This is a genomic window from Synechococcus sp. A15-28, from assembly GCF_014280175.1.
GTDB lineage: Bacteria > Cyanobacteriota > Cyanobacteriia > PCC-6307 > Cyanobiaceae > Parasynechococcus.
Map to the genome: position 1 here is coordinate 1,024,120 of NZ_CP047931.1, position 19,635 is coordinate 1,043,754.

General features: G+C 61.4%; 24 protein-coding genes and 1 tRNA gene. 13 read left to right on the forward strand and 12 right to left on the reverse strand.

The features are described 5' to 3' along the window. The first annotated feature begins 96 nt into the window (after positions 1-96). The 4 genes from gnd to SynA1528_RS05600 are packed head-to-tail and all read left to right on the forward strand — an operon-like array spanning position 97 to position 3,150. Positions 97-1,515 carry an NADP-dependent phosphogluconate dehydrogenase gene (gnd, locus tag SynA1528_RS05585; protein ID WP_186588062.1) on the forward strand — a complete coding sequence of 473 codons (1,419 nt, stop codon included), beginning with the start codon at positions 97-99 and terminating at the stop codon, positions 1,513-1,515. 10 nt (positions 1,516-1,525) lie between these two features. Continuing rightward, a complete protein-coding gene (gene pgl, locus SynA1528_RS05590) occupies positions 1,526-2,239 on the forward strand; it encodes a 6-phosphogluconolactonase (RefSeq protein WP_186588063.1) in 714 nt (237 codons plus the stop codon). After that, a complete protein-coding gene (locus tag SynA1528_RS05595; protein ID WP_186588064.1) occupies positions 2,220-2,780 on the forward strand; it encodes a CIA30 family protein in 561 nt (186 codons plus the stop codon). Before pgl ends, SynA1528_RS05595 begins: the two co-directional genes overlap by 20 nt. A gap of 4 nt (positions 2,781-2,784) precedes the next feature. Further along, positions 2,785-3,150 (forward strand): DUF8659 family protein, encoded by a 366-nt coding sequence (locus tag SynA1528_RS05600; RefSeq protein ID WP_186588065.1) that lies wholly within the window; start codon positions 2,785-2,787, stop codon positions 3,148-3,150. Position 3,151: 1 nt separating this feature from the next. Here the strand turns inward: SynA1528_RS05600 and ilvD are convergent, their stop codons facing one another. The 3 genes from ilvD to SynA1528_RS05615 are packed head-to-tail and all read right to left on the reverse strand — an operon-like array spanning position 3,152 to position 5,793. Continuing rightward, the gene (gene ilvD, locus SynA1528_RS05605) at positions 3,152-4,825 is read right to left on the reverse strand and encodes a dihydroxy-acid dehydratase (RefSeq protein WP_186588066.1); all 1,674 of its coding nucleotides are present in this window, start codon (positions 4,823-4,825) and stop codon (positions 3,152-3,154) included. Positions 4,826-4,872: 47 nt separating this feature from the next. Next, a complete protein-coding gene (locus tag SynA1528_RS05610; protein WP_186588067.1) occupies positions 4,873-5,151 on the reverse strand; it encodes a hypothetical protein in 279 nt (92 codons plus the stop codon). A gap of 24 nt (positions 5,152-5,175) precedes the next feature. Continuing rightward, positions 5,176-5,793 (reverse strand): uracil phosphoribosyltransferase, encoded by a 618-nt coding sequence (locus tag SynA1528_RS05615; RefSeq protein WP_186588068.1) that lies wholly within the window; start codon positions 5,791-5,793, stop codon positions 5,176-5,178. Positions 5,794-5,893: 100 nt separating this feature from the next. Here SynA1528_RS05615 and SynA1528_RS05620 point away from each other — a divergent pair, with 100 nt between their 5' ends. Beyond that, a complete protein-coding gene (locus tag SynA1528_RS05620; protein WP_502707741.1) occupies positions 5,894-6,358 on the forward strand; it encodes a pentapeptide repeat-containing protein in 465 nt (154 codons plus the stop codon). A gap of 5 nt (positions 6,359-6,363) precedes the next feature. Then, a complete protein-coding gene (gene cobW, locus SynA1528_RS05625) occupies positions 6,364-7,461 on the forward strand; it encodes a cobalamin biosynthesis protein CobW (RefSeq protein WP_186588070.1) in 1,098 nt (365 codons plus the stop codon). On the opposite strand, the gene SynA1528_RS05630 is transcribed toward cobW, so the two are convergent. The 3 genes from SynA1528_RS05630 to SynA1528_RS05640 are packed head-to-tail and all read right to left on the reverse strand — an operon-like array spanning position 7,401 to position 9,984. Further along, positions 7,401-8,243: a DMT family transporter gene (locus tag SynA1528_RS05630; RefSeq protein WP_186588071.1), complete on the reverse strand. Its 843-nt coding sequence runs from the start codon at positions 8,241-8,243 to the stop codon at positions 7,401-7,403. The genes cobW and SynA1528_RS05630 overlap by 61 nt on opposite strands. Further along, positions 8,244-9,179, reverse strand: a complete 936-nt coding sequence (locus SynA1528_RS05635) for an SDR family NAD(P)-dependent oxidoreductase (RefSeq protein WP_186588072.1) — start codon at positions 9,177-9,179, stop codon at positions 8,244-8,246. Continuing rightward, the gene (locus SynA1528_RS05640; RefSeq protein ID WP_186588073.1) at positions 9,172-9,984 is read right to left on the reverse strand and encodes an SdiA-regulated domain-containing protein; all 813 of its coding nucleotides are present in this window, start codon (positions 9,982-9,984) and stop codon (positions 9,172-9,174) included. Before SynA1528_RS05640 ends, SynA1528_RS05635 begins: the two co-directional genes overlap by 8 nt. 74 nt (positions 9,985-10,058) lie before the next feature. Here SynA1528_RS05640 and SynA1528_RS05645 point away from each other — a divergent pair, with 74 nt between their 5' ends. From SynA1528_RS05645 to SynA1528_RS05660, 4 genes are all read left to right on the forward strand, one after another. After that, positions 10,059-10,628: an LOG family protein gene (locus SynA1528_RS05645; RefSeq protein WP_286187921.1), complete on the forward strand. Its 570-nt coding sequence runs from the start codon at positions 10,059-10,061 to the stop codon at positions 10,626-10,628. Continuing rightward, positions 10,628-11,323, forward strand: coding sequence for an SDR family NAD(P)-dependent oxidoreductase (locus SynA1528_RS05650; RefSeq protein WP_186588074.1), 696 nt, complete (start codon positions 10,628-10,630; stop codon positions 11,321-11,323). Before SynA1528_RS05645 ends, SynA1528_RS05650 begins: the two co-directional genes overlap by 1 nt. A gap of 66 nt (positions 11,324-11,389) precedes the next feature. Continuing rightward, complete coding sequence (locus SynA1528_RS05655) at positions 11,390-11,677, forward strand: hypothetical protein (protein ID WP_186588308.1); 288 nt, start codon at positions 11,390-11,392, stop codon at positions 11,675-11,677. A 15-nt stretch (positions 11,678-11,692) separates the two neighbouring features. Next, the gene (locus tag SynA1528_RS05660) at positions 11,693-12,136 is read left to right on the forward strand and encodes an HIT family protein (RefSeq protein WP_186588075.1); all 444 of its coding nucleotides are present in this window, start codon (positions 11,693-11,695) and stop codon (positions 12,134-12,136) included. A gap of 31 nt (positions 12,137-12,167) precedes the next feature. On the opposite strand, the gene SynA1528_RS05665 is transcribed toward SynA1528_RS05660, so the two are convergent. Next, positions 12,168-12,587: a hypothetical protein gene (locus tag SynA1528_RS05665; RefSeq protein WP_186588076.1), complete on the reverse strand. Its 420-nt coding sequence runs from the start codon at positions 12,585-12,587 to the stop codon at positions 12,168-12,170. 2 nt (positions 12,588-12,589) lie between these two features. Further along, positions 12,590-12,826 carry a hypothetical protein gene (locus SynA1528_RS05670; protein WP_186588309.1) on the reverse strand — a complete coding sequence of 79 codons (237 nt, stop codon included), beginning with the start codon at positions 12,824-12,826 and terminating at the stop codon, positions 12,590-12,592. 215 nt (positions 12,827-13,041) lie between these two features. Between SynA1528_RS05670 and SynA1528_RS05675 the strand changes: the two genes are divergently transcribed. After that, positions 13,042-13,221: a hypothetical protein gene (locus SynA1528_RS05675; RefSeq protein WP_186588077.1), complete on the forward strand. Its 180-nt coding sequence runs from the start codon at positions 13,042-13,044 to the stop codon at positions 13,219-13,221. Between the two features lie 86 nt (positions 13,222-13,307). On the opposite strand, the gene SynA1528_RS05680 is transcribed toward SynA1528_RS05675, so the two are convergent. The 4 genes from SynA1528_RS05680 to nrdJ form a co-directional block, all read right to left on the reverse strand. Next, the gene (locus SynA1528_RS05680; protein ID WP_186588310.1) at positions 13,308-13,625 is read right to left on the reverse strand and encodes a DUF3303 domain-containing protein; all 318 of its coding nucleotides are present in this window, start codon (positions 13,623-13,625) and stop codon (positions 13,308-13,310) included. Between the two features lie 194 nt (positions 13,626-13,819). Then, positions 13,820-14,440, reverse strand: coding sequence for a hypothetical protein (locus SynA1528_RS05685; RefSeq protein WP_186588078.1), 621 nt, complete (start codon positions 14,438-14,440; stop codon positions 13,820-13,822). Positions 14,441-14,725: 285 nt separating this feature from the next. Next, positions 14,726-14,812: transfer RNA gene (locus tag SynA1528_RS05690), tRNA-Ser, on the reverse strand. A 59-nt stretch (positions 14,813-14,871) separates the two neighbouring features. Beyond that, positions 14,872-17,202, reverse strand: a complete 2,331-nt coding sequence (nrdJ, locus tag SynA1528_RS05695) for a ribonucleoside-triphosphate reductase, adenosylcobalamin-dependent (RefSeq protein WP_186588079.1) — start codon at positions 17,200-17,202, stop codon at positions 14,872-14,874. Positions 17,203-17,317: 115 nt separating this feature from the next. On the opposite strand from nrdJ, the gene SynA1528_RS05700 reads away from it, so the two are divergent. Both SynA1528_RS05700 and SynA1528_RS05705 read left to right on the forward strand, forming a co-directional pair. After that, a complete protein-coding gene (locus SynA1528_RS05700; protein ID WP_186588311.1) occupies positions 17,318-17,980 on the forward strand; it encodes a class I SAM-dependent methyltransferase in 663 nt (220 codons plus the stop codon). A 9-nt stretch (positions 17,981-17,989) separates the two neighbouring features. After that, positions 17,990-19,633, forward strand: coding sequence for a peptide chain release factor 3 (locus SynA1528_RS05705; protein WP_186588080.1), 1,644 nt, complete (start codon positions 17,990-17,992; stop codon positions 19,631-19,633). Positions 19,634-19,635: the final 2 nt, after the last annotated feature.

A 19,635-nucleotide genomic window follows, 5' to 3' on the forward strand; every position in this document is an offset into this window, starting at 1 on the left:
GATCCATCCCTCATTCCTGACAGAAGCTGTCGGAACTACAGCCGGATCCGACTTTGGTGCGCACACTGACGGCAGTCGTCAGTGGTCCCAAAGGCCATGTCCCAGTCTCACTTTGGTCTGATCGGTCTCGGCGTGATGGGGGAGAACCTCGTCCTCAACGCCGAGCGCAATGGTTTCTCCAGCGTTGTTTACAACCGCACTTACGCCAAAACGGAGGAGTTCCTCAACGGTCGCGGCCAGGGCCGGAACATCCAGGGGGCCACGGATCTGGAGGATTTCGTCGGCAAGCTTGAGCGTCCTCGCCGGATCCTGATGATGGTCAAGGCAGGTCCGGCGGTGGATGCTGTTGTGGATCAGATTTCCCCGTACCTCGAGGAAGGTGATCTGCTGATTGATGGTGGCAATTCGGATTACCACGACACCGAGCGCCGGGTGAAGCAGCTCGAGAGCAAGAGCTTCGGCTTCATCGGCATGGGTGTGTCCGGTGGTGCCAAGGGTGCCCTGGAGGGACCGAGCATGATGCCGGGTGGCACGAAGGCTTCTTACGACGCCATCGAGAGCCTGGTGAACAAGATGGCGGCTCAGGTGGATGACGGCCCCTGCGTCACTTACATCGGTCCCGGTGGATCCGGTCACCTGGTGAAGACCGTCCACAACGGCATCGAGTACGGCATCGAGCAGATCCTGGCCGAGGGCTACGACCTGATGAAGCGGGTCAAGGGCATGAACGGCGAGCAGATGGCTGATGTGCTGGCCCAGTGGAATGCCACCGAGGAGCTTTCCTCCTATCTGGTGGAGATCACGGAGGTTTGCCTGCGCACGAAGGATCCCGAAGACGGCGCGGATCTCGTGGAGAAAATCATGGATCAGGCCGGTCAGAAGGGCACGGGGCTCTGGACCGTGGTCACCGCACTGCAGATGGGTGCTTCCGTTCCAACCATTTATGCATCACTCAATGGTCGGGTGATGAGTTCACTCAAGCCTGAGCGGACGGCCGCCGAATCCATCCTCAAGGGTCCTGCCATCAAGGATTTCGATCTCGGTACTCCGGACGACGCCATGGCTCCCCTGATGGATGCCACGGTGCTCAGCTGCATCGCCAGCTATGCCCAGGGCATGGAGCTGCTGCGCATCGCCTCCAGGGATCTGGACTACAGCCTGCACATGCCGTCCATCGCTCAGATCTGGAAGGGTGGCTGCATCATCCGCGCCCGTCTGCTTCAGCGGATTCAGGATGCCTTCGGTGCCAACCCCGAACTGACCAACCTGATGCTGGATCCCTGGTTCGCTGATCAGATCAACCGTCGTCTGCCCGGCCTGGCCAAGGTGGTGGCCGGCGCCGCTGAGTCCGGCATTCCCGTGCCCTGCTTCAGCAGCACCCTGGATTACATCAACAGCTACCGCACCGGTCGCCTGCCTCAGAACCTGGTGCAGGCCATGCGCGACTGCTTTGGCTCTCACACCTACCAGCGGGTGGACAAAGAGGGCACCTTCCATACCGAGTGGCTGGGTTGAAGCAACGCTGATGACCAACTACCGCATCGAGCGGGCCAGTGATGCTGATGCGCTGGCCCGCAGGGCGTCGGAAACCATTGCGGCTCAGATCAGCCTGGTGCTGGATCAGCGGGACCGCTGCCGCATTGCTCTCTCAGGGGGAAGTACCCCTGCCAAGGCCTATTCCCTTCTCGGTCAGGAACATCTCCCCTGGGATCGGGTTGATGTGTTTCTGGGCGATGAGCGCTGGGTGGCTGCCGACGATGACTCCAGCAATGCCCGCATGCTGCGACGCACCCTGCTGGCGGATGGACCTGGACGTGTCGCCAGCTTTCATGCAGTGCCCACTGTGGAGTTGGCGGATGCTGAGGCCAGTGCGGCGGCTTTTGGCGATCTGGTGTCTCAGCACTGCCCTGGTGAGCCGCCAGTGTTTGATCTGATGCTGCTTGGGCTCGGTGATGACGGCCACACCGCCTCTCTGTTCCCGGGAACTGAAGCGCCTACGGTCCGCGATTGCTGGGCGACCGTCGGCCGTGGAAAGGGGTTGGACCGCATCACCCTCACGGCACCGGTCCTCAGTGCAGCCAGGCAGGTGATCTTTCTGGTGAGTGGAGCGGGTAAGCAGGAGGCCCTGCGCAGACTGGTGGATCCCGACGAATCCTCCGATCGCACCCCCGCCCGTCTGGTGCAACCTGCTAGTGATGTCCTGATCCTTGCCGATCAGGATGCAACCGCCGGCCTCTGAGCAGACCATCGTCCAGGGCAGCGAATTCGCTGACTGGACCAGTCTCAATGACACGATCATGGGCGGGCGCAGCCGTGCCGGATGCCGCGCCACCCCTGAGGGTTTGCTGTTGGAAGGGGAGCTGATCGAAGCCGGTGGTGGCTTTGTCAGCTGCCGATCGCCTCGTCTGCAGCCCCCTCTCGATCTCTCACCGTTTTCAGTTCTGCAATTGGATGTGGAGGGGGAGGGACGAACCCTGAAGATTGCCCTCGGTTGCCGTGATGGTGCCTTGGGGCTCACCGAGTTGATTCCAGGCGGGCTGCGCTGGGTGATCGATGTGCCGACTCAGGCGGCTGGAGTCACCAGCGTGCGCATTCCGTTTGCGGACCTCCGGCCGACCGTCAGGGCGAAGCCCGTTGGACTACCCCTGCGCTTTGATGCCGCGGGGGTCACCCGGATCCAGGTGCTGCACTCCAAGTTCGGTGATGGCGGCGAACTCAATCCTGGATTTCGAGCCGGGGCGATCCGCCTGTTGATTCGCTCGATCCGGGCCATGCCCTGAAGCCATGGATCTGTTGGTGCTTATTGCCAAGGCGGCGGATGTGTGTCTCAAGCCCTGGAGCCACGCTGTGGTGGCTGTGGATCCCTCGGCTCCCGCTGAGATTGATGATCTGAATGTTCGGATCGAATGCCGCGATGGCGACGGCGTTCGCTGGTCAGAACGTGATCTTGACCTGGAGATTTACCGCAGCGGGCAGGAGATCAACCTGATGCTCAGTTGGACGGAGCAGCCTGAACGGCCGATGCTCTGGCATGGCCGTCATCCCGTCTGGATGGATGGAACTTCGGGACAACGCACCTCAGCTCCGCAGGACGCGGCCCCGCTGGAAGCACTGGGCAGGCGGTTGCGTTCGCTGTTGCCTCACGACTGAATCAGTCGGGCTGGTCGGTGACCGCACCACGGCTGGAAGTGGAGACCAGGCGGGCGTATTTGCCAAGAATCCCCGTGCGGTAACGCGGTTCCGGTTTGGTCCAGGCCTCCCGACGTCGATTCAGCTCTGCTTCATCGACGTTCAGTTGCAGCAGCAGTTGATCGGCATCCACGGTGATGCTGTCCCCCTCCTGCACCAGGCCGATGGTTCCGCCGACGGCGGCTTCCGGTGCGACGTGGCCGACCACCAGTCCATAGGTGCCGCCACTGAAGCGCCCATCGGTGATCAGGGCCACCTTGTCGCCAAGGCCCTGGCCGACGATGGCGGAGGTGGGGGCCAGCATTTCGCGCATGCCGGGACCGCCGACGGGACCCTCATTGCGCACCACGACCACATCACCGGCATTGATCCGCTGATCAAGGATGGCCGCCAGACAGTCCTCCTCGCCTTCAAAGACGCGGGCGGGCCCGGTGAGCACCGGCGTCTTGACGCCGCTGATCTTGGCAACACTGCCCTCACGGGCCAGATTCCCCTTGAGGATCGCCAGGTGGCCTTTGGCGTAAAGAGGATTGCTCAGAGGCCTGATGACGTCCTGATCCGCTGGAGGCTGAGAGGGAACATCCGCCAGCAGGTCACGCAGGCTTTTCCCCTCAACCGTCCGGCAATCACCGTGCAGCAGCCCAGCATCGAGCAGCAGTTTCATCACCTGGGGGATGCCACCGGCGTTGTGCAGATCCACCGTCACGTAACGGCCGCTTGGTTTGAGGTCACAGATCACCGGCACCCGCTGACGAATCCGTTCGAAGTCATCGATGCTGAGGGACACACCCGCGGTGCGGGCGATCGCCAGCAGATGCAACACGGCATTGGTGGATCCACCCACCGCCATGATCACGCTGATGGCGTTCTCGAAGGCGTCGTTGGTGAGCAGATCCAGCGGGCGGATGTTGGCCTTCACCGCATCCACCAACACTTCGGCGGATCGCGCTGCACTGTCGGCTTTCTCTTCGTCCTCCGCCGCCATCGTTGAGCTGTAGGGCAGGCTCAAGCCCATCGTTTCAATGGCGGCACTCATGGTGTTGGCGGTGAACATCCCGCCGCAACTGCCGGCCCCCGGACAGGCGTTCTTTTCCACAGCCGTGAGCTGTTCTTCGTCGATGTTGCCGCTGGTGAGCTGACCCACCGCCTCAAAGGCGCTGACCACGGTGAGGTCACAGCCGCCGAGTTTGCCCGGCTTGATCGTGCCGCCGTACACAAACACGGCGGGGATGTTCATCCGCGCCATCGCCAGCATGGCGCCGGGCATGTTCTTGTCGCAGCCACCTACCGCCAGAACTCCATCCATGCTCTGACCGTTGCAAGCGGTTTCGATGGCATCGGCGATCACCTCGCGGCTCACCAGGGAATACTTCATCCCCTCGGTGCCCATCGAAATGCCATCACTCACGGTGATGGTCCCGAACATCTGAGGCATGCCACCGGCCTGACGGGCCGCCTCTTCGGCCCGACGGGAGAGGTCGTTCAGCCCGACATTGCAGGGTGTGATCGTGCTGTAGCCATTGGCAATGCCGAGAATCGGCTTGCCGAAGTCGTCGTCACCGAATCCCACCGCACGGAGCATGGCGCGGTTGGGGGAACGCTGGATTCCTTGGGTAACGGCGTCGGAACGAAGCATGGGCCGGAGCTCTGGACCTGTGGCGATTCGGCCAACCTACCGAGCGCTCAGTCCTCCGATCCCAACCGCTCCAGCTGAGCGCGAACGCGGGCGATCTCGGTATTGAGTCGCTCCACCCGCTGTTCCAGCAGTCCGTTTTCACTGGGCTCGAGCACCTCCGAGCCGTCCTGGATCCGTGGGGCATAGAGCATCGCCCGCTGCCGCCCGATCCGGCTGCGGCGCTCCGCCTCATTGAGAAGCCACCAGGCCAGTCCAGCGGCTCCGATGACGGCGCCGGCCACCAGGGTGGTCAGGGTGCCTGAACCGGTTTCGTGCTGATGTCCCATTCACTGAACCTCCTCAGTCGGAATCTAGTCACGGCCTGCCGACCTGAACCGCAGTCGTTGCACTGGATCACCGATGCCGGGGACGATGCCTCCCTCCTGGGTGAGACTTTCATCAATGCAGGCGGTGTGAAGCGTCAGGTCTGGCATGGCCTCTCCCAGCAGCTTGAGGCCCGGGCTGGCGCAGAGCGCTGTGATCAGACGGATCCGCCGTCCATCAACCCCCTGATGCTGAAGCTGCTGCAGTGCCTTCAACACTCCCTCGCCGTGACTGACCTGATCGACGAACAGAATCACGCCGGTGTTGGCTGCAATGTCGTCAGGGACGCCATCCAGGCAAAGGGCGGCATCGGGAAGCACCTGGCGGCCTCCCTGCCAGAGCTCCAGTCCTGCAGGAAGGATCGGTAACGCCAGCAGGGGGATGCCCGCTTCCACCACGGTGGCCTCCACCTCCCCGTGCTCCGTCGGGATGCGTTCCTGGCGGTGCGGCAACCAGTCCCTCAGGGCCTCGTAGGTGAGCCAGCGACCCAGTTCCTGCATGGCCGTGGCGTACAGGGCTGATGGTGTTTCTTGATGGCGGAGCATCGCCAGCCAATGTCCGATCAGGGGATGGGGTGGTACCACCACCCGCAGACTCATGGCCATCTCGCGTCGCTCCGCTGGCAGTTGCCATAACGTGAGCGCTCAAATTACCGGTCCCATGCGCGCCTTTCTCCGTCCAGCCTCCCTGGTGGCGGCGATTCTCATGGTGATCTGCACCCTGTTCTGGAATGACCCTGTACAGGCGATCACGGCTCCTGAACTGCGGGGACAGCGTGCGGTGCAGGAGATCACGGCGGATATGCACGGTCTCGACCTCAAGGAAAAGGAATTCCTCAAGGCCGATCTGCGGGACGTCAACCTCAGCGACACGGACCTGCGCGGGGCCGTCATCAACACCTCCCAGCTGCAGGGTGCTGACCTTCGCGGTGCAGATCTGTCCAATATCGTGGGATTCGCCAGTCGTTTCGACGGTGCCGATCTCAGAGGAGCGACCTTCACCAACGCGATGCTGATGCAGAGCCGCTTCGCCGATGCCCGCATCGAGGGAGCTGATTTCACCGATGCCGTGCTGGATCTTCCTCAGCAGAAACTGCTTTGTGCAACGGCCGCCGGCACCCACCCCGACAGTGGCGTCTCGACCCGTGAGAGCCTGGGCTGTCGCCCTTGAGTGCCATGAGCAGACGACTGCCGGTCACCGTGGTCACCGGCTTCCTTGGAGCCGGTAAAACCACCGTTCTGCGCCACCTCCTCACGCGCAGTGGCCAGCGCCTGGCGGTGATGGTCAACGATTTCGGCAGCGTTGGTCTGGATGGTGATCTGATTCGCAGTTGCGGTTTCTGCCCCGATGACGAGGTGGACGGTCGTCTTGTGGAGCTCAACAACGGTTGTCTCTGCTGCACGGTTCAGGACGATTTCCTGCCGACGATGGAGCAGCTGCTGGAGCGCGCTGATCAACTGGACGGCATCGTGGTGGAGACCAGTGGTCTGGCGTTACCGCGTCCGTTGCTGCAGGCCCTGGACTGGCCGGCCATCCGCAGCCGAGTGCATGTGAATGGTGTGGTGACCCTGGTGGACGGCGAAGCCCTGGCGGCAGGAAGCCCGGTCGCTGATCGTGAGGCCTTGGAGCAACAGCGACGGGAGGATCCCAGCCTCGATCACATCACCGCCATCGATGAGCTGTTCCGCGATCAGCTTCAGGCCGCGGATCTCGTTCTGCTCAGCCGTGCCGATCGACTGTCACAGGAGCAGCTGGACGCGGTTCAGATCAACCTGCAGAACCAGACCAGGCCAGGGACGGCGCTGCTTCCCGTGGCCCATGGCGCCGTGGACACCTCGGTGGTGCTCGGCCTGGAGCATCACTCCAATGAACAGGTCGATCACCATCACCACGACCACGACCACGACCATCACGATCACAGCCATGTCGCGATGGTGAGTGGCGGACTCCGCCTTGAGGGGGAATTTGATCGGTCGGCGCTTGAGGATCTGCTGCCCCGGTTGGTCAGCGAGCTTCAGGTGCTGAGGCTGAAGGGACGCGTCTGGCTGCCGGGCAAGGCCTTGCCTTTGCAGCTGCAGATGGTGGGCCCACGGCTCAACAGCTGGTTTGAGACAGCCCCGGCATCGGCCTGGCGTCCTGACAGCGGCGCTGGAGTGGATCTGGTGGTGCTCTCCCTTCACGAGACATCCACTGCGACGATCGAGCAGGGCCTTCAGGCGCTGCAGGCCACTCCGGCAACCGCCAGCACAGCCGCCAGCACTCCACGGGGCTGAATCGGATCCCCTTCGAACCGCCCCGCCACCAGCGCCATCACCGGTGCGGTGCTCATCAGCGTGACGCCAGGCCCGACGGGCATCGTCTGAAACACCAATTGCTGCAGGACGATGCCCACATTGGTCCCCAACGCGGTGGCCAACAGGATGCGCAGCCCCGAGCCTGACCGTGCGTTAAGGCGTGACCCTCTGGCTCGCAGGAGTGGTAACAAAGCCAGCCATCCCCCAAGCAATCGGACGGATGCGGTCTGCAGGGGGCTCAGCTCGCTGCTGATCAGTACCTGTCGAGCCAGGAAGGCGCCATTGAGACCGCAGACCACTGCCAACAGTCCAAAGACAAGCCCCTGGCGGTCCCTGTGAAGCGGCCCATCGCTGTCCGCCACCAGCACCACGGCACCTGCCACCAAGAGAGCACCGAGCCAGGCCCCTGCATTCAGTTGCTCCCTCATCAGCACCACGCTGCCAAGACTGGCCAACACCGGGCCGAGTGCCTCCAGCGTGAGGGTTCGGCGGGTTCCCAGCCGCCGCAGGGCGGCGAGATAGAAGCTGTCACCGGCGGCGATGCCCACACCGCCACTGAGCACTAACCAGCCGATGGCCGCTGCGTTGTCCTGCCACGGCAGCAGCGCCAGAACCGGAACAAAGAGCAGCGTCGCCAGGCCGTTTTTGAGGGTGTTGAGCTGCAGGGCTGAGCCCTGATCCGACAGGGAGCGCCACAGGCTGCTGGCGGTTGTCCAGGCCAGGGCTGCGGCCAACGCCGCCACCACTCCGATCATCGGCATCTACTTAACAAGTTGTTCACTCAGCTGCCAGAGCCGCGCCGCCTTGGCATCATCAGCGGCCTCCGCAGAGGTTTCGGTGCATGCGAATTGGTGACGTCCGGGGCCAAGGAGTTCATTGCTCCAGTAGCTGAATCCCTGTGGCATGGCCGGATCCAGCACCAACCGCTCCAGCAGTTCGGCGGCCCGTTCGGGACGCTCGGTGAGTCGCAGCAGATCACGGGCCACGAATCCGAACAAGGCCTGGCCAATTGGATTGGCTTCGCGGCTGTTGCGGAAGAAGCCATCCCTGCTGCGGGGGATCACCAGGCCCGGGCTCCAACAGATCACCGGCCACTGGGGTTGGAGCCGCGCCAAATGCCGGCCCATCAACAGATTGCAGAGCTTGCTGTCTTTGTAGGCCTTGTCTGCATCAAAGGGCGGTTCACCGTTCACCATCTCGGAACGCTGCTCCAGGCCCGAGAGATCCCCGAGGTCTGCAGGACGTCCCACCCGTCCTCCTCCACTGGCCGGGTTGTGCACCTCTGAGGCGGTGATCACAACTCTGGGTGCAGCGGATTGGTGCAACAGAGGCAGCAGATCCATCAGCAGGCGCTGGTGGGCCAGATGGTTCACGGCAATGGTGAGCTCCACGCCCTGGGCGCTGCGGCGCACCTGGCGATGGCCGGCGTATTGCAGCCCCGCATTCAGCAGCAGTCCATCGATGGCTTCCCCCTGATCGTTCAGCTCTCGTCCAATGGCTTCCACCTGGTCAAGATCGGCCAGATCCGCCAGCAGCACCCGGCTGTCCCCATTGATCCAGCTGAGGGTTTGCTCGGCCCGCTGCTGACTGCGGCAGATCACGGTGAGGCGATGTCCCTTCTGCTGGAGACGTTCGGCGGCGAGACGACCGATGCCGCTGCTGGCTCCGGTGATCAACCAGTGCTGTTGATCAGCCATTGGAGTCGATTTTGAAGATGTATAGCCTTCCGTCCCGTTCACTCACCACATACAACCGTTGACGGGCGGGATCGATCGCCACCCCTTCCGACTTACGGATCCGTCTGGGCTTGTTGTCGTCTTCGACCACCAGATCGAGACGTTGCAGCACCCGGTTCTGCTCCCAGTCGTAGTGATAAAGGCACTGCCCCTTGTCGCTGGTGATCCAGATCGTGTTGCGTTCGGCGTCGTAGCTGAGGCCGGAGAAGTCGAGTTTCTCCGGCCCCACCTTCGGGTGCACGAAGCCGTTGCTGTCGTTGAGCAGGCGTGCCTGGAGGATGCTCTCGCCTTCGGCGTCAAGCTCAATCAGCAGGCCTGGTCGCCCTTCCTTCACCACAAACAAATGCCCGGTGCGGGTGTTCACGGTGATCCCTTCCAGGCCTTTGTTGTCCGGTGGATCAGGGAAATACCGCTTGATGCTGTCGTAGTTCGCCATCGCCGCCAGGGGACGACGACTGAGTTCGCGCCGGCTGGCGATGTCGATGGTGATCACGGCATTGGTCTCTTCCTGAACGGCATGGAGCTGGCTGCCATCGGCATTGATGGCAATCCCCTCCAGATCGTCCACGCCGATGAAAAACGACTCTGCGATCGAGAGGCGACCCTTCAGATCCAGGCGGAACACGGCCTTGGTGTCATCACTGACGGTATAAAAGGCGCTGCCGTCGTGGTTCAGGGTCAGACCTGAAGGCTCGTTCAGGCCCGCTGCCTTGTCGAGAATCCGGTGTTCGCCGATCAGGCTCAGGCTGAGCGTTGCGTCAGTCATGGCGGTCCCCTCGCTGGTCTAAGGATTTCAGGACGTGCTGTCGGTTGGGGTCAGCTGGAGCACCAAGGCCGAGAATGGCATTGTTGTGGTTCTGGCAACCGATGCAACGCCTCGCGGTGTACTGCGGATCCAGATGCGGCCATGCGCCGGCGCATGGTCAGGCGGCTCAGGCGTTGGGCCAGGCCATGGCCCAACGCGGTGTGGGGCTGGTGTATGGCGCTGCGCAGATCGGTCTGATGAGAGCTGTCGCCGATGCGGTGCTGGCGGCGGATGGGGAGGTGATCGGTGTTATCCCGGAAGCTCTGATGGATGCCGAAGTTGCTCACCACGAGCTCACGCGGCTGGAGGTGGTGGCCGACATGCATGTCCGCAAGGCGCGCATGATCGAACTGGCGGATGCCATGGTCGCCCTGCCGGGGGGGCTTGGAACCCTGGAGGAGTTGTTTGAGGCACTCACCTGGTTGCAGCTGCGCTTTCACAGCAAACCCTGCGCCTTGTTCAATGTGGACGGCTACTACGACGGACTCCTTCAGTTCCTGGATGGAGCCGTGGCCGATGGTTTCGTGGCGGCGGAGCACCGCGCGCTCTTATCAGTTCATCGGGATCCTCAGCAGCTCCTGGATCAGCTGTTCCCCAACGCCTGATGCAACGGACGGTTCTGATCACCGGCGCCAGCCGTGGCATCGGCCGGGCGGTGGCTGAGCAGCTGTTGGCGAACGGTCATCGCCTTTGCCTCGGTCTCCGGGATCCGGCCCGTCTCAAGGGAACGCCTCTTGAGAGCGAGTGTGTGCTTCCGGTTCCCTATGACGCCGGCCAACCCGAGCAGGCTGAGGCTCTGGTGGATGCCGCCATCCGCTGGGCTGGTGGTGCAGACGCGTTGATCCATTGCGCGGGGATTTTGCATCGCACGCCGCTGCTGTTCGCGGACGGTCAGGAGGCCGAGCTTGAGGAGCTGTGGCGGGTCAATGTGATGGGGCCCTGGTGGTTGACCCGGGCTGCCTGGCCCCAGCTCCGATCCTCCGGTCATGGGCGGATCCAGGTGCTGGTTTCGATGAGTGGCACACGGGTGAAAGGCCGGATGGCGGGGTACCCAGTGAGCAAGTTCGCGTTGATGGCCTTGTGTCAGTCCATGCGCAATGAAGGGTTCGATCACGGCATCCGGGTCACGGCGATCTGCCCGAGCTGGGTGAACACAGCCATGGCCCAGTGGGTGAGCTCCGTGCCGTCGGAGTCGATGACCCAACCGCAGGATCTCGCTTGCCTGATGGGAAACCTTCTGGATCTGCCTAATGCGGCTGTTCCTTTTGAAATCGCGGTTAATTGCGCCCTGGAAACCTGATCAGGTCACGGACAGGCTGACCGCAATGGTCACCGTCGCTACCACTTCGGCAGATGATTCATGGCCATGTGTCTGTTCGCTGCGCTCGGGTTGCTGGCGCCACGGTTGATCCTGCTGTTGATGTGGCTGTTCAACAGCAGCTTCGTACTGCAACCTTTCGCGGCCATGGCGGTTCCAAATCCCGTGTTGCCCATCGCCGGCCTGTTGCTGCTTCCCACCACCACCCTTGGCTTTTGCTGGGCCACATCAGCCTTCGGCGGAGTGTCCTCCTTCAGCGGCATGCTAGTGGTGGCCATCGGCGTGATCATTGACCTCGGCCTGATCGGTAACGGTCGCGGTATGGCCAAGCGCTGATCCAGATCTGCCCTGATGACTGAAACCTGCGGCATCTGCCGCTTGCACCAGGATCCGCTGAATCGCGAGCGGTATGAAATCAGTCGCAGTGAGCTGTGGCTAGTTCGTCATCACCCGGATCCAGCTCCCCTCCCAGGCTGGCTGCTGCTGGACAGCATCCGTCACTGCGCTGGGCCGATTGAGTTCGAGCCTCCGGAAGCCGCCTCCTGGGGACGTGCCGTGCAAGATGCCAGCCAGCTGGTGCAGCAGATCACAGGCTGTGATCGTGTTTATGCCATTGCCTTTGGTGAGGGGGCTCGCCATCTCCACCTGCACCTGATTCCCAGATTTGCTGAGGATCCGGAGACCAGCGCCTGGTTGGTGGCCGATCACTACCGAGCGGTGCAGGGCGGGCAGCGAGCTGCCGCTGAGCCCACTCAGGTGCAGACCATGGTGGAGTTAGCCCGCCGGTTCAGCTGATCAGGATCGATCCACGTCGTTGCGCTTCTGACTAGCCGCGTTGAAAGCGTTTGCGGGTGTTTTTGGAAACACGGAGGTTGCGCAGTCGTCCCAGGGGCCAGCCCAACTGCTGGAGATGGGCAAGCGTTGATGCTTCGGCATCGAAGCAGCCTTCGCAGTACGTGCTCTGAAGGCCGATCTCCTTGAGAGTGAGCAGCAGCAGGCGTTCTTCCCGGCGGGTTCCGCGTCGGGCCTCCACCAGCTCAAAGTCCCGTTGCTGATGTTCTGTGGTTATCGCTGAGAGGGCTTCGGTGTATCCGATCAGGAGGGTTTGATCGATGGCGCGATAGGCGGTGTAAACGACGCCTTCCGGTCTGGCCTCCAGGGTCTGGACCCTTTCACTCAGGGCGATCACGGCTTCCATGGTCGGGACCTGCAGGGCCTGCTCGAACAGGTTCAGGGAAGACGTCATTGTCAAAGACCTCCTATGGCCAGTCGTTCGTCGCAGGCCCCTTCGTAGGCGCGAACGGCCGCTGAAGGAATGGATCCATTGCTCTTCAGCTGCCGGATCGAGAGCTCCACGCACTGCAGCACCACGCTGGTGAGTTCCCGGCCCTCGCAGAGAGCCCAGCTGCGCAGCAACACATGCAGGCTCGGCGGCACGGACACCGTGAGCTTGACCTGGTTTTCCCGCGTCGCCGCTTTGATCATGGCCATGCAAGTGAGCAACTCAAGAGTAGCTCTGAAGATACTGCATGGCAACCGTGTGGTGACTTCGAAGTGTATCTGCAGTGTCTTTAGGGCTGGCTCAGGGGCTCTCGCTCGATGACCTGCCCGTGCACCAGCCTTCCAGCTGTGAAGACGCATCACAGTTCATTGATCTGCCCAGCTGGTCCAGACATCGTGATCAGGAATTCATTGGTTCTATGGCCTCACCGTCTGGCACTTGGAGTAACAACCAACCTCCCTCCACGTTTGAAAAGCTCTGGCGCGGCTTGATTCTTGTCGGCGCCATTCACCTCGGCGGCATGCTCGTCAATGTTGTGTTTCAGATGCTTGGAAACCACAGCCTGGATGGCATCCCAGCCAAATTCCTAGGCCTGTAATTCAGCGGCTTGTCGTACTTGAATGGTTGATCACAGGTGATCCCGATGGGGGATCACCTGTGATCATTTGATATCAACGGTTGAGATCAGGACATTTTCGCAAACAGTTTCTTGTGATAATCAACGACGTCCTGGCAGCCAATCACAGGGGTAAAGTCCATTTCAATTCCATACTGAGCACGCCAGGGAGCAAAGTGCTCAAAAATTTGCGCGTCTCCCGCGGCTTTGAACAACAGGGTGACCCGTCCTGCTCCTGGAGCATGGACGCGGAAGAGCATTTCAAAACCGTCAGCGCGATCGGCCTTCGCCATTTCGCCCGAATCCCAGAGTTCACAGAAACTCTTGTAGGCAGCCAGTTGGCTTTCGATATCTGGAAAAATGCAGTCGGCGAGGTACATCTGCATGGTCGGCGAGAGCGAGGTCCAACCAAGTACTAGCAACAGCAGACTCGTCTGCACCCATCACGCGGGAATCATGGTTTTGTCGGGGTCACTCTTGTCAATGGTTCGTCCTTGACTCTGTTTCAGTTCGATGAGTGGATGAATCGTCATTCAAATCAGTCCACTGACTGAAGACGCAAGCGCTCTTTAGACGCCATCTATGGATTCAACTCTGCCCACTCCTTCATGGACGGATTCGCCTCTAGATATGTGTTGTAGCTGCAATCGTACGGTCTGAGCTTGAAGTCACATTTTGGACCATCTTTCTCTTCACGCTCAGCTTTTTCGGAAGGACTTTCCCAGCCTAAAGGTGGTTTTTGACAGGTGCTGTTGTAACCAACCGGAGGCTCGCCAGGGGGGCATTTGGGATTGATGCTTGCCCGAGCATTGCCCTCTAGTTGCATGATACCAGCTCCGTACCAGAACGATGATTTGCATCCCCAATCTGCCTTGCCGGCTACTCTTTGATCATGCCCAAAATCAAACCCAAGGCCGTTGGAGTTATAGACGCACTTCACTTCCTTGCAATTGCCTCCCCCTACATCGGCAAATCCAGACGGACACTGATTTCCTTCCGCAATATCAGCACCTTGTGAACGGATTTGCCTTGATGTATTGGAGGTATCACCTTTCATTGCCCTGACACAGCCAGCATAATCTTTGGCTTCCACGCATAACTTATGGATTGATGGATCAACGTCGCCAGCTTGTACTGGGTTGACGACTGCACCAGTTGCATTGACTGCTGCGAAGGCAATCAATGGGACTAATCTTTTCATTCCTATGGGAGGTGGGAGGCTCTTGGCCCGATAGGCACATCAGTGCAGTTCCGACCTCTACTTTCTGTTTTCAGTCGGGTAATCATGATCTCCGTATCCGAGCCTGAAACGATGACGGGCTGCTGCCTTTGTCTGTGGGCCAAGTTAAAAGCCTCGTTTGAGACTCCAAACGCATCGTGGGGAAGAATTTCACTTTTCCAAGCCGTAACGTCACCGTGGCCATCAGCTGTTGATACAACGCGACGAATGAGGCCAACAACTTCCCCATCAATGTGGGGCTTGTAACGGAGAGGGTGGGATTCGAACCCACGGTGCCCGTGAAGGCACGCTGGTTTTCAAGACCAGAGCCATAAACCACTCGACCACCTCTCCAGGGGTCAGCGCCAGAACGATCGAGCGCTGATTTGACTTTAAGTCAGCTTGCGTACTGATCAGCTTTCCGGTTTGGCCAGCGGCAGCAGGCACTTGTCCGAATCACAGCCGGCGGGGCCGGCTTCCTTCAGTTCGCTGCTGTCGTAACGCTGCAAGGCCTCGAAGAAATCGCTGCTGACGCGGCGTTGAATCACTTCGGACTGCAGACGTTCGTAGGTGGCTGCATCGATGGGCTCGAAGGGCAGGCGCGGGAACGTGGCGTTGGCGTCAAAGCGAGCCAACAGCGCTGCGGAGATGTATCCCTCGCCGTTCTCCATCGCCTTGTGCAGCGCGTCCGCCAGCGGCTCGATTTCGTGGTCGCGGAATTCGATCGTGGCGGAGGTGTTGTGGGCGGTGTAGTGCGTCTGCACCTGCATGTAGAAGTCGAACTGGGCCATGGCTGAGAAGCCGTTGATGTCCACCGCATCGGCGCCTGGAAGATTGGCCCAGCTCACTTCTGTGGGGATTTCCACCAGCCACTCGGTGCAGCGGGGATCAAAGGGATCATCCAGCAGCCGACCCTGTTCGTCCTTGTCGGATTGAGACGGCACCACGGTGTAGCCGTAGTCCATGCAAGCCATCGCCACCGGGTCGTTCTTGCGGAAGGTGATGCGGCGGATGAAGCGCTGTGCTTTGGGGGGGTGCCAGCCAGGAGCTGCACCGGTCAACAGGCTCTTCGTGCCGGCAGGTTGAACGGTGGTGCAGCGGTTGGGGCGGCGCAGACCATGGCGATCGCAGTAATCCCAAACCGTGTCGTTCACCACCTGCTTCCAGCGGCTGAGGTAGTCAGCTTCCTTGGCCTTGAAGGCACGACCTTCCTCGGTGTCGGGCCTGCCGGCTTCCCACCAACGCAGCCAGTCGCTGCCGAAGGCATGGACGAAGAAGTCGAACAGACCGGTGAAGCTGACGCCCACAATCGGATCCCATTCCCGGCTCTGGCGGTATCGCTCCACCTCGAAGCGGTGGTTGAGCAGACAAGCCACCGACAATGCCGCGGCCCGGAAGGCGTCAGCCTGGCCTTCTTCGTCGCTGGGATCGATCTGGTTGAGATGAATCTCCGCCAGGTTGCAGTGGAAATCGGCTCCGAGAATTTCGCCGCAGGGATTGAGGCCGTAGCGGCTGAGGCGATGCTCGAGCTCCTCCGGCGCAATGGGGCCATGGTTGGTGCTGAGCCAGCGACCGGCTTCCTCCTTGCCCTGATCGCAGTAGATCTCGATGAACTCGCTGCGCAGTTCCGGGGTGTTGAGCAGATCAGCGTTGGACCGTGCGATCGCTTCCGGAGCGAACTGGATGGCCCCCTCACCGGAGTGGAACTGCTTGGTGACCGCCGCCAGCACCACCTCTTTGCTGGGACGTGTGTGATACACCCGGGTGTGATTGGCCATGCGCAGGGCATCCCGCTCCGGGTCGATGCGCCAGTTGCCCTGGTCATCCTGTTGCCAGAGGTTGTCCTTGGCTGACGCCGCAGCGGTGTCGTCGGCGGCGAACTGGCGCATGCCGGCACTGCGTCGGATGTTGCCGGCCACGATGGTGACGGCGGCTTCATCGATCAGCAGGCAGCACTCCACAGACGTCAGTCGCCGTCCGATGGCTTTGTTCAGCAGTCGAGCCACCCGGCCATAGAGGTCCTTCAGCTTCACGGGGTTGGCCATGCCGCCGAAGCCCTTCAGGGTTTCGCCCACGGGACGGACATCGTTGAGATCGACCTCGATCTCGACGGTTCCGCCGTCGAAGCGAGGGTCACTGCTCAGCTCCAGCATCAACTGGTAGCTGTCCACCCAACCCCGACGGGTGTCGCCCAACTTGATGCGAACGCGGTTGCCGTCGATCGTGTGGGTGCAGTCGTCCTGACGTGCCTCTGCCGCTGTGATGCCGATGTCCGACACCGACACCACGTCGAGGGTGTTTCGCACGATCGGCAACCGCTCGATCAGGTGCGGTTCGATGATGGCGCCGGTGCCGCAGCCCATCATCGCCAGGTCCATCATCAGGCCGAAGGCCCGCCAGTCCACCAAGTTGGTGGAGGTGCAGTTGTAGGCGCCGGAGAAGTTCACCGACTGCTCGATCCAGCCCGTTCCTCCAATCCAGAGCCAGCGACCTGAGGGGAGGGCTTTCTTCTCGCTCTGCATGCGCGCCAGCAGTGCCACCTCCTCGTCGTTCAGGTTCCCCAGCTGCCGCAGTCCGCCGAGATTGCGGTCACCAACCTGGCTCCAGCTCTCGCGGCCATCGGGAGTCTTGCGGCTGTAAGTCCTGTAGAAGACAGGATTGGCGGCAGGTGCGGTGGCGGGGAAGTCGCTGAAACGAGCGCTGTCGCTCGCGGCGACCTCCACGCGATTCGGGGTCAGGGTCACGTGCGATGGAGCACAGATGTTGTCGAAACCCTAACGCCACAGATGGGGGCAGCAAGGGGTGCTTGCCACCATTGGCAGTGTCCTGAGCAGACTGGTGGGCCACGTCTCAACGCGGATGCAGCGATTGCCGGAGCCCGAGCTGATGCGCGACGTCGTTCAAGTGATGGCCTACGCCGCAGCGGATTTCAGTGCTGGAGATCAGCGCACCCTGGCGTTGATTGATGCTCTGTTCACCTCTCCACCCACTGGCACTGCTCCAGCTGTGATCCTCGACCTGGGCTGCGGGCCTGGGAACATCACCCTGCCCCTGGCCCGACGTTTCCCTGGGGCACAGGTCATCGGCGTGGATGGTTCCCCAGCGATGCTGGAGGTGGCCAGGGAACGGGCGGACCAGCAGGGTCTTCAGATTGACTTGCGCTGCAGCACCCTTCAGGGTCTGGCGCTGGAGCCGGTCGACCTGATCGTCAGCAACAGCCTGCTCCATCACTTGCACGAGCCCGACCTGCTCTGGCGGCTGACGCGCAGGTTTGCTGCCCCTGGCTGTCGGGTGCTGCACCGCGACCTGCGTCGTCCGGTCTCCTTGGCGGAGGTGCACCGTCTGCAGCAGCTCCATTGCCCCGATGCGCCGGCGGTGTTGATTCAGGATTTCTGTGCCTCCTTGGTGGCTGCCTTTACCCCTGAAGAGGTTCGACAGCAGTTGGCGGCGGCGGGATTGGACGCACTCAGCGTGGAGGCGGAGGACGACCGTTATCTGGTGGTGTCAGGCTTGGTGGATTGACAGCGAGCGATGAGCAGCACCACGGCGAGTGAGACAGACCTGGCCGAATTGGTGGCGGAGGCGGTGGACCGTCGCCGCAACTTCGCGATCATTTCTCACCCGGATGCTGGCAAGACAACCCTGACGGAAAAGCTGCTGCTGTACGGCGGTGCGATTCAGCAAGCCGGTGCGGTGAAGGCCCGCGGCGAACAACGCAAGGTGACCTCGGACTGGATGGAGCTGGAGAAACAGCGGGGCATCTCGATCACGTCCACAGTGCTGCAGTTCGATTACGACACCACCACGATCAACCTGCTGGATACCCCTGGTCACCAGGATTTCTCCGAGGACACCTATCGGACCCTGGCGGCTGCCGACAACGCTGTGATGCTCGAGGACGCCGCCAAGGGCCTTGAGCCTCAGACCCGCAAGTTGTTTGAGGTGTGCCGGATGCGGAAGATTCCGATCTTCACCTTCATCAACAAGATGGACCGTCCCGGCCGGGAGCCTCTGACGCTCCTGGACGAGATTGAATCCGAACTGGAGCTGACCCCCTGGGCCGTGAACTGGCCCATCGGCAGCGGTGAGCAGTTTCGGGGGGTGATCGACCGCCGCAGCCGCGAGGTGGTTCTGTTCAGTCGAGCCGAGCGGGGCAAGCAGGCCGAGGAACAGAAGCTGTCCCTTGATGATCCAGCCCTGCGGGAGTTGGTGGAAGAGGAGCTGTTGGATCTGGCGATCGAGGAGATGGAGTTACTCGATGCCGCCGGTGCCGAGCTCGACATCGAGATGGTGCATGCCGGCGAACTCACACCGGTGTTCTTCGGCTCAGCGATGACGAACTTCGGGGTGCGGCCGTTTCTCGATGCTTTCCTGGAAATGGCCCAGCGTCCGATTGCCCGTTCCAGCAGCGAAGGCTTGATCGACCCGCTGCGGGAGGGGTTCAGCGGGTTTGTGTTCAAGCTCCAGGCCAACATGGATCCCCGCCATCGGGATCGGGTCGCGTTCGTGCGGGTCTGCAGCGGGCGCTTTGAGAAAGATATGACGGTGAAGCACGCCCGCACCGGTAAGGCGATTCGCTTATCCAGACCGCAGAAGCTGTTCGGACAGGATCGGGCAGTGGTGGAGGACGCCTACCCGGGCGATGTGATCGGCTTGAACAACCCAGGCATGTTCTCCATCGGCGACACCCTGTATGTGGGGCCGAAGGTGGAATTTGAGGGTATTCCCTGTTTCAGCCCGGAGATCTTCAGCTGGTTGCGTAATCCAAACCCCTCCGCGTTCAAGAACTTCCGCAAGGGCGTGAATGAATTACGGGAGGAAGGTGCGGTTCAGATCCTTTACGACGTCGATGAGAGCAAGCGTGATCCGATCCTGGCGGCGGTTGGTCAGTTGCAATTGGAGGTGGTTCAGCATCGCCTCGAGAGCGAATACGGCGTCGAAACCCGGTTGGAACCCCTGGGTTATCAGGTGGCCCGCTGGGTCGCTGGTGGCTGGCCGGAGCTGGAGAAGCTGGGCCGGATTTTCAACTGCAAAACCGTCCGCGATGCCTGGAACAGGCCTGTTCTTCTGTTCAAGAACGAGTGGAACCTGAATCAATTGAAGGAGGACCACCCCGACTTCGAACTGAGCAATGTGGCTCCTGTGGTGAGTGGGGTGGAGCCGATCAGTCTCTGAGG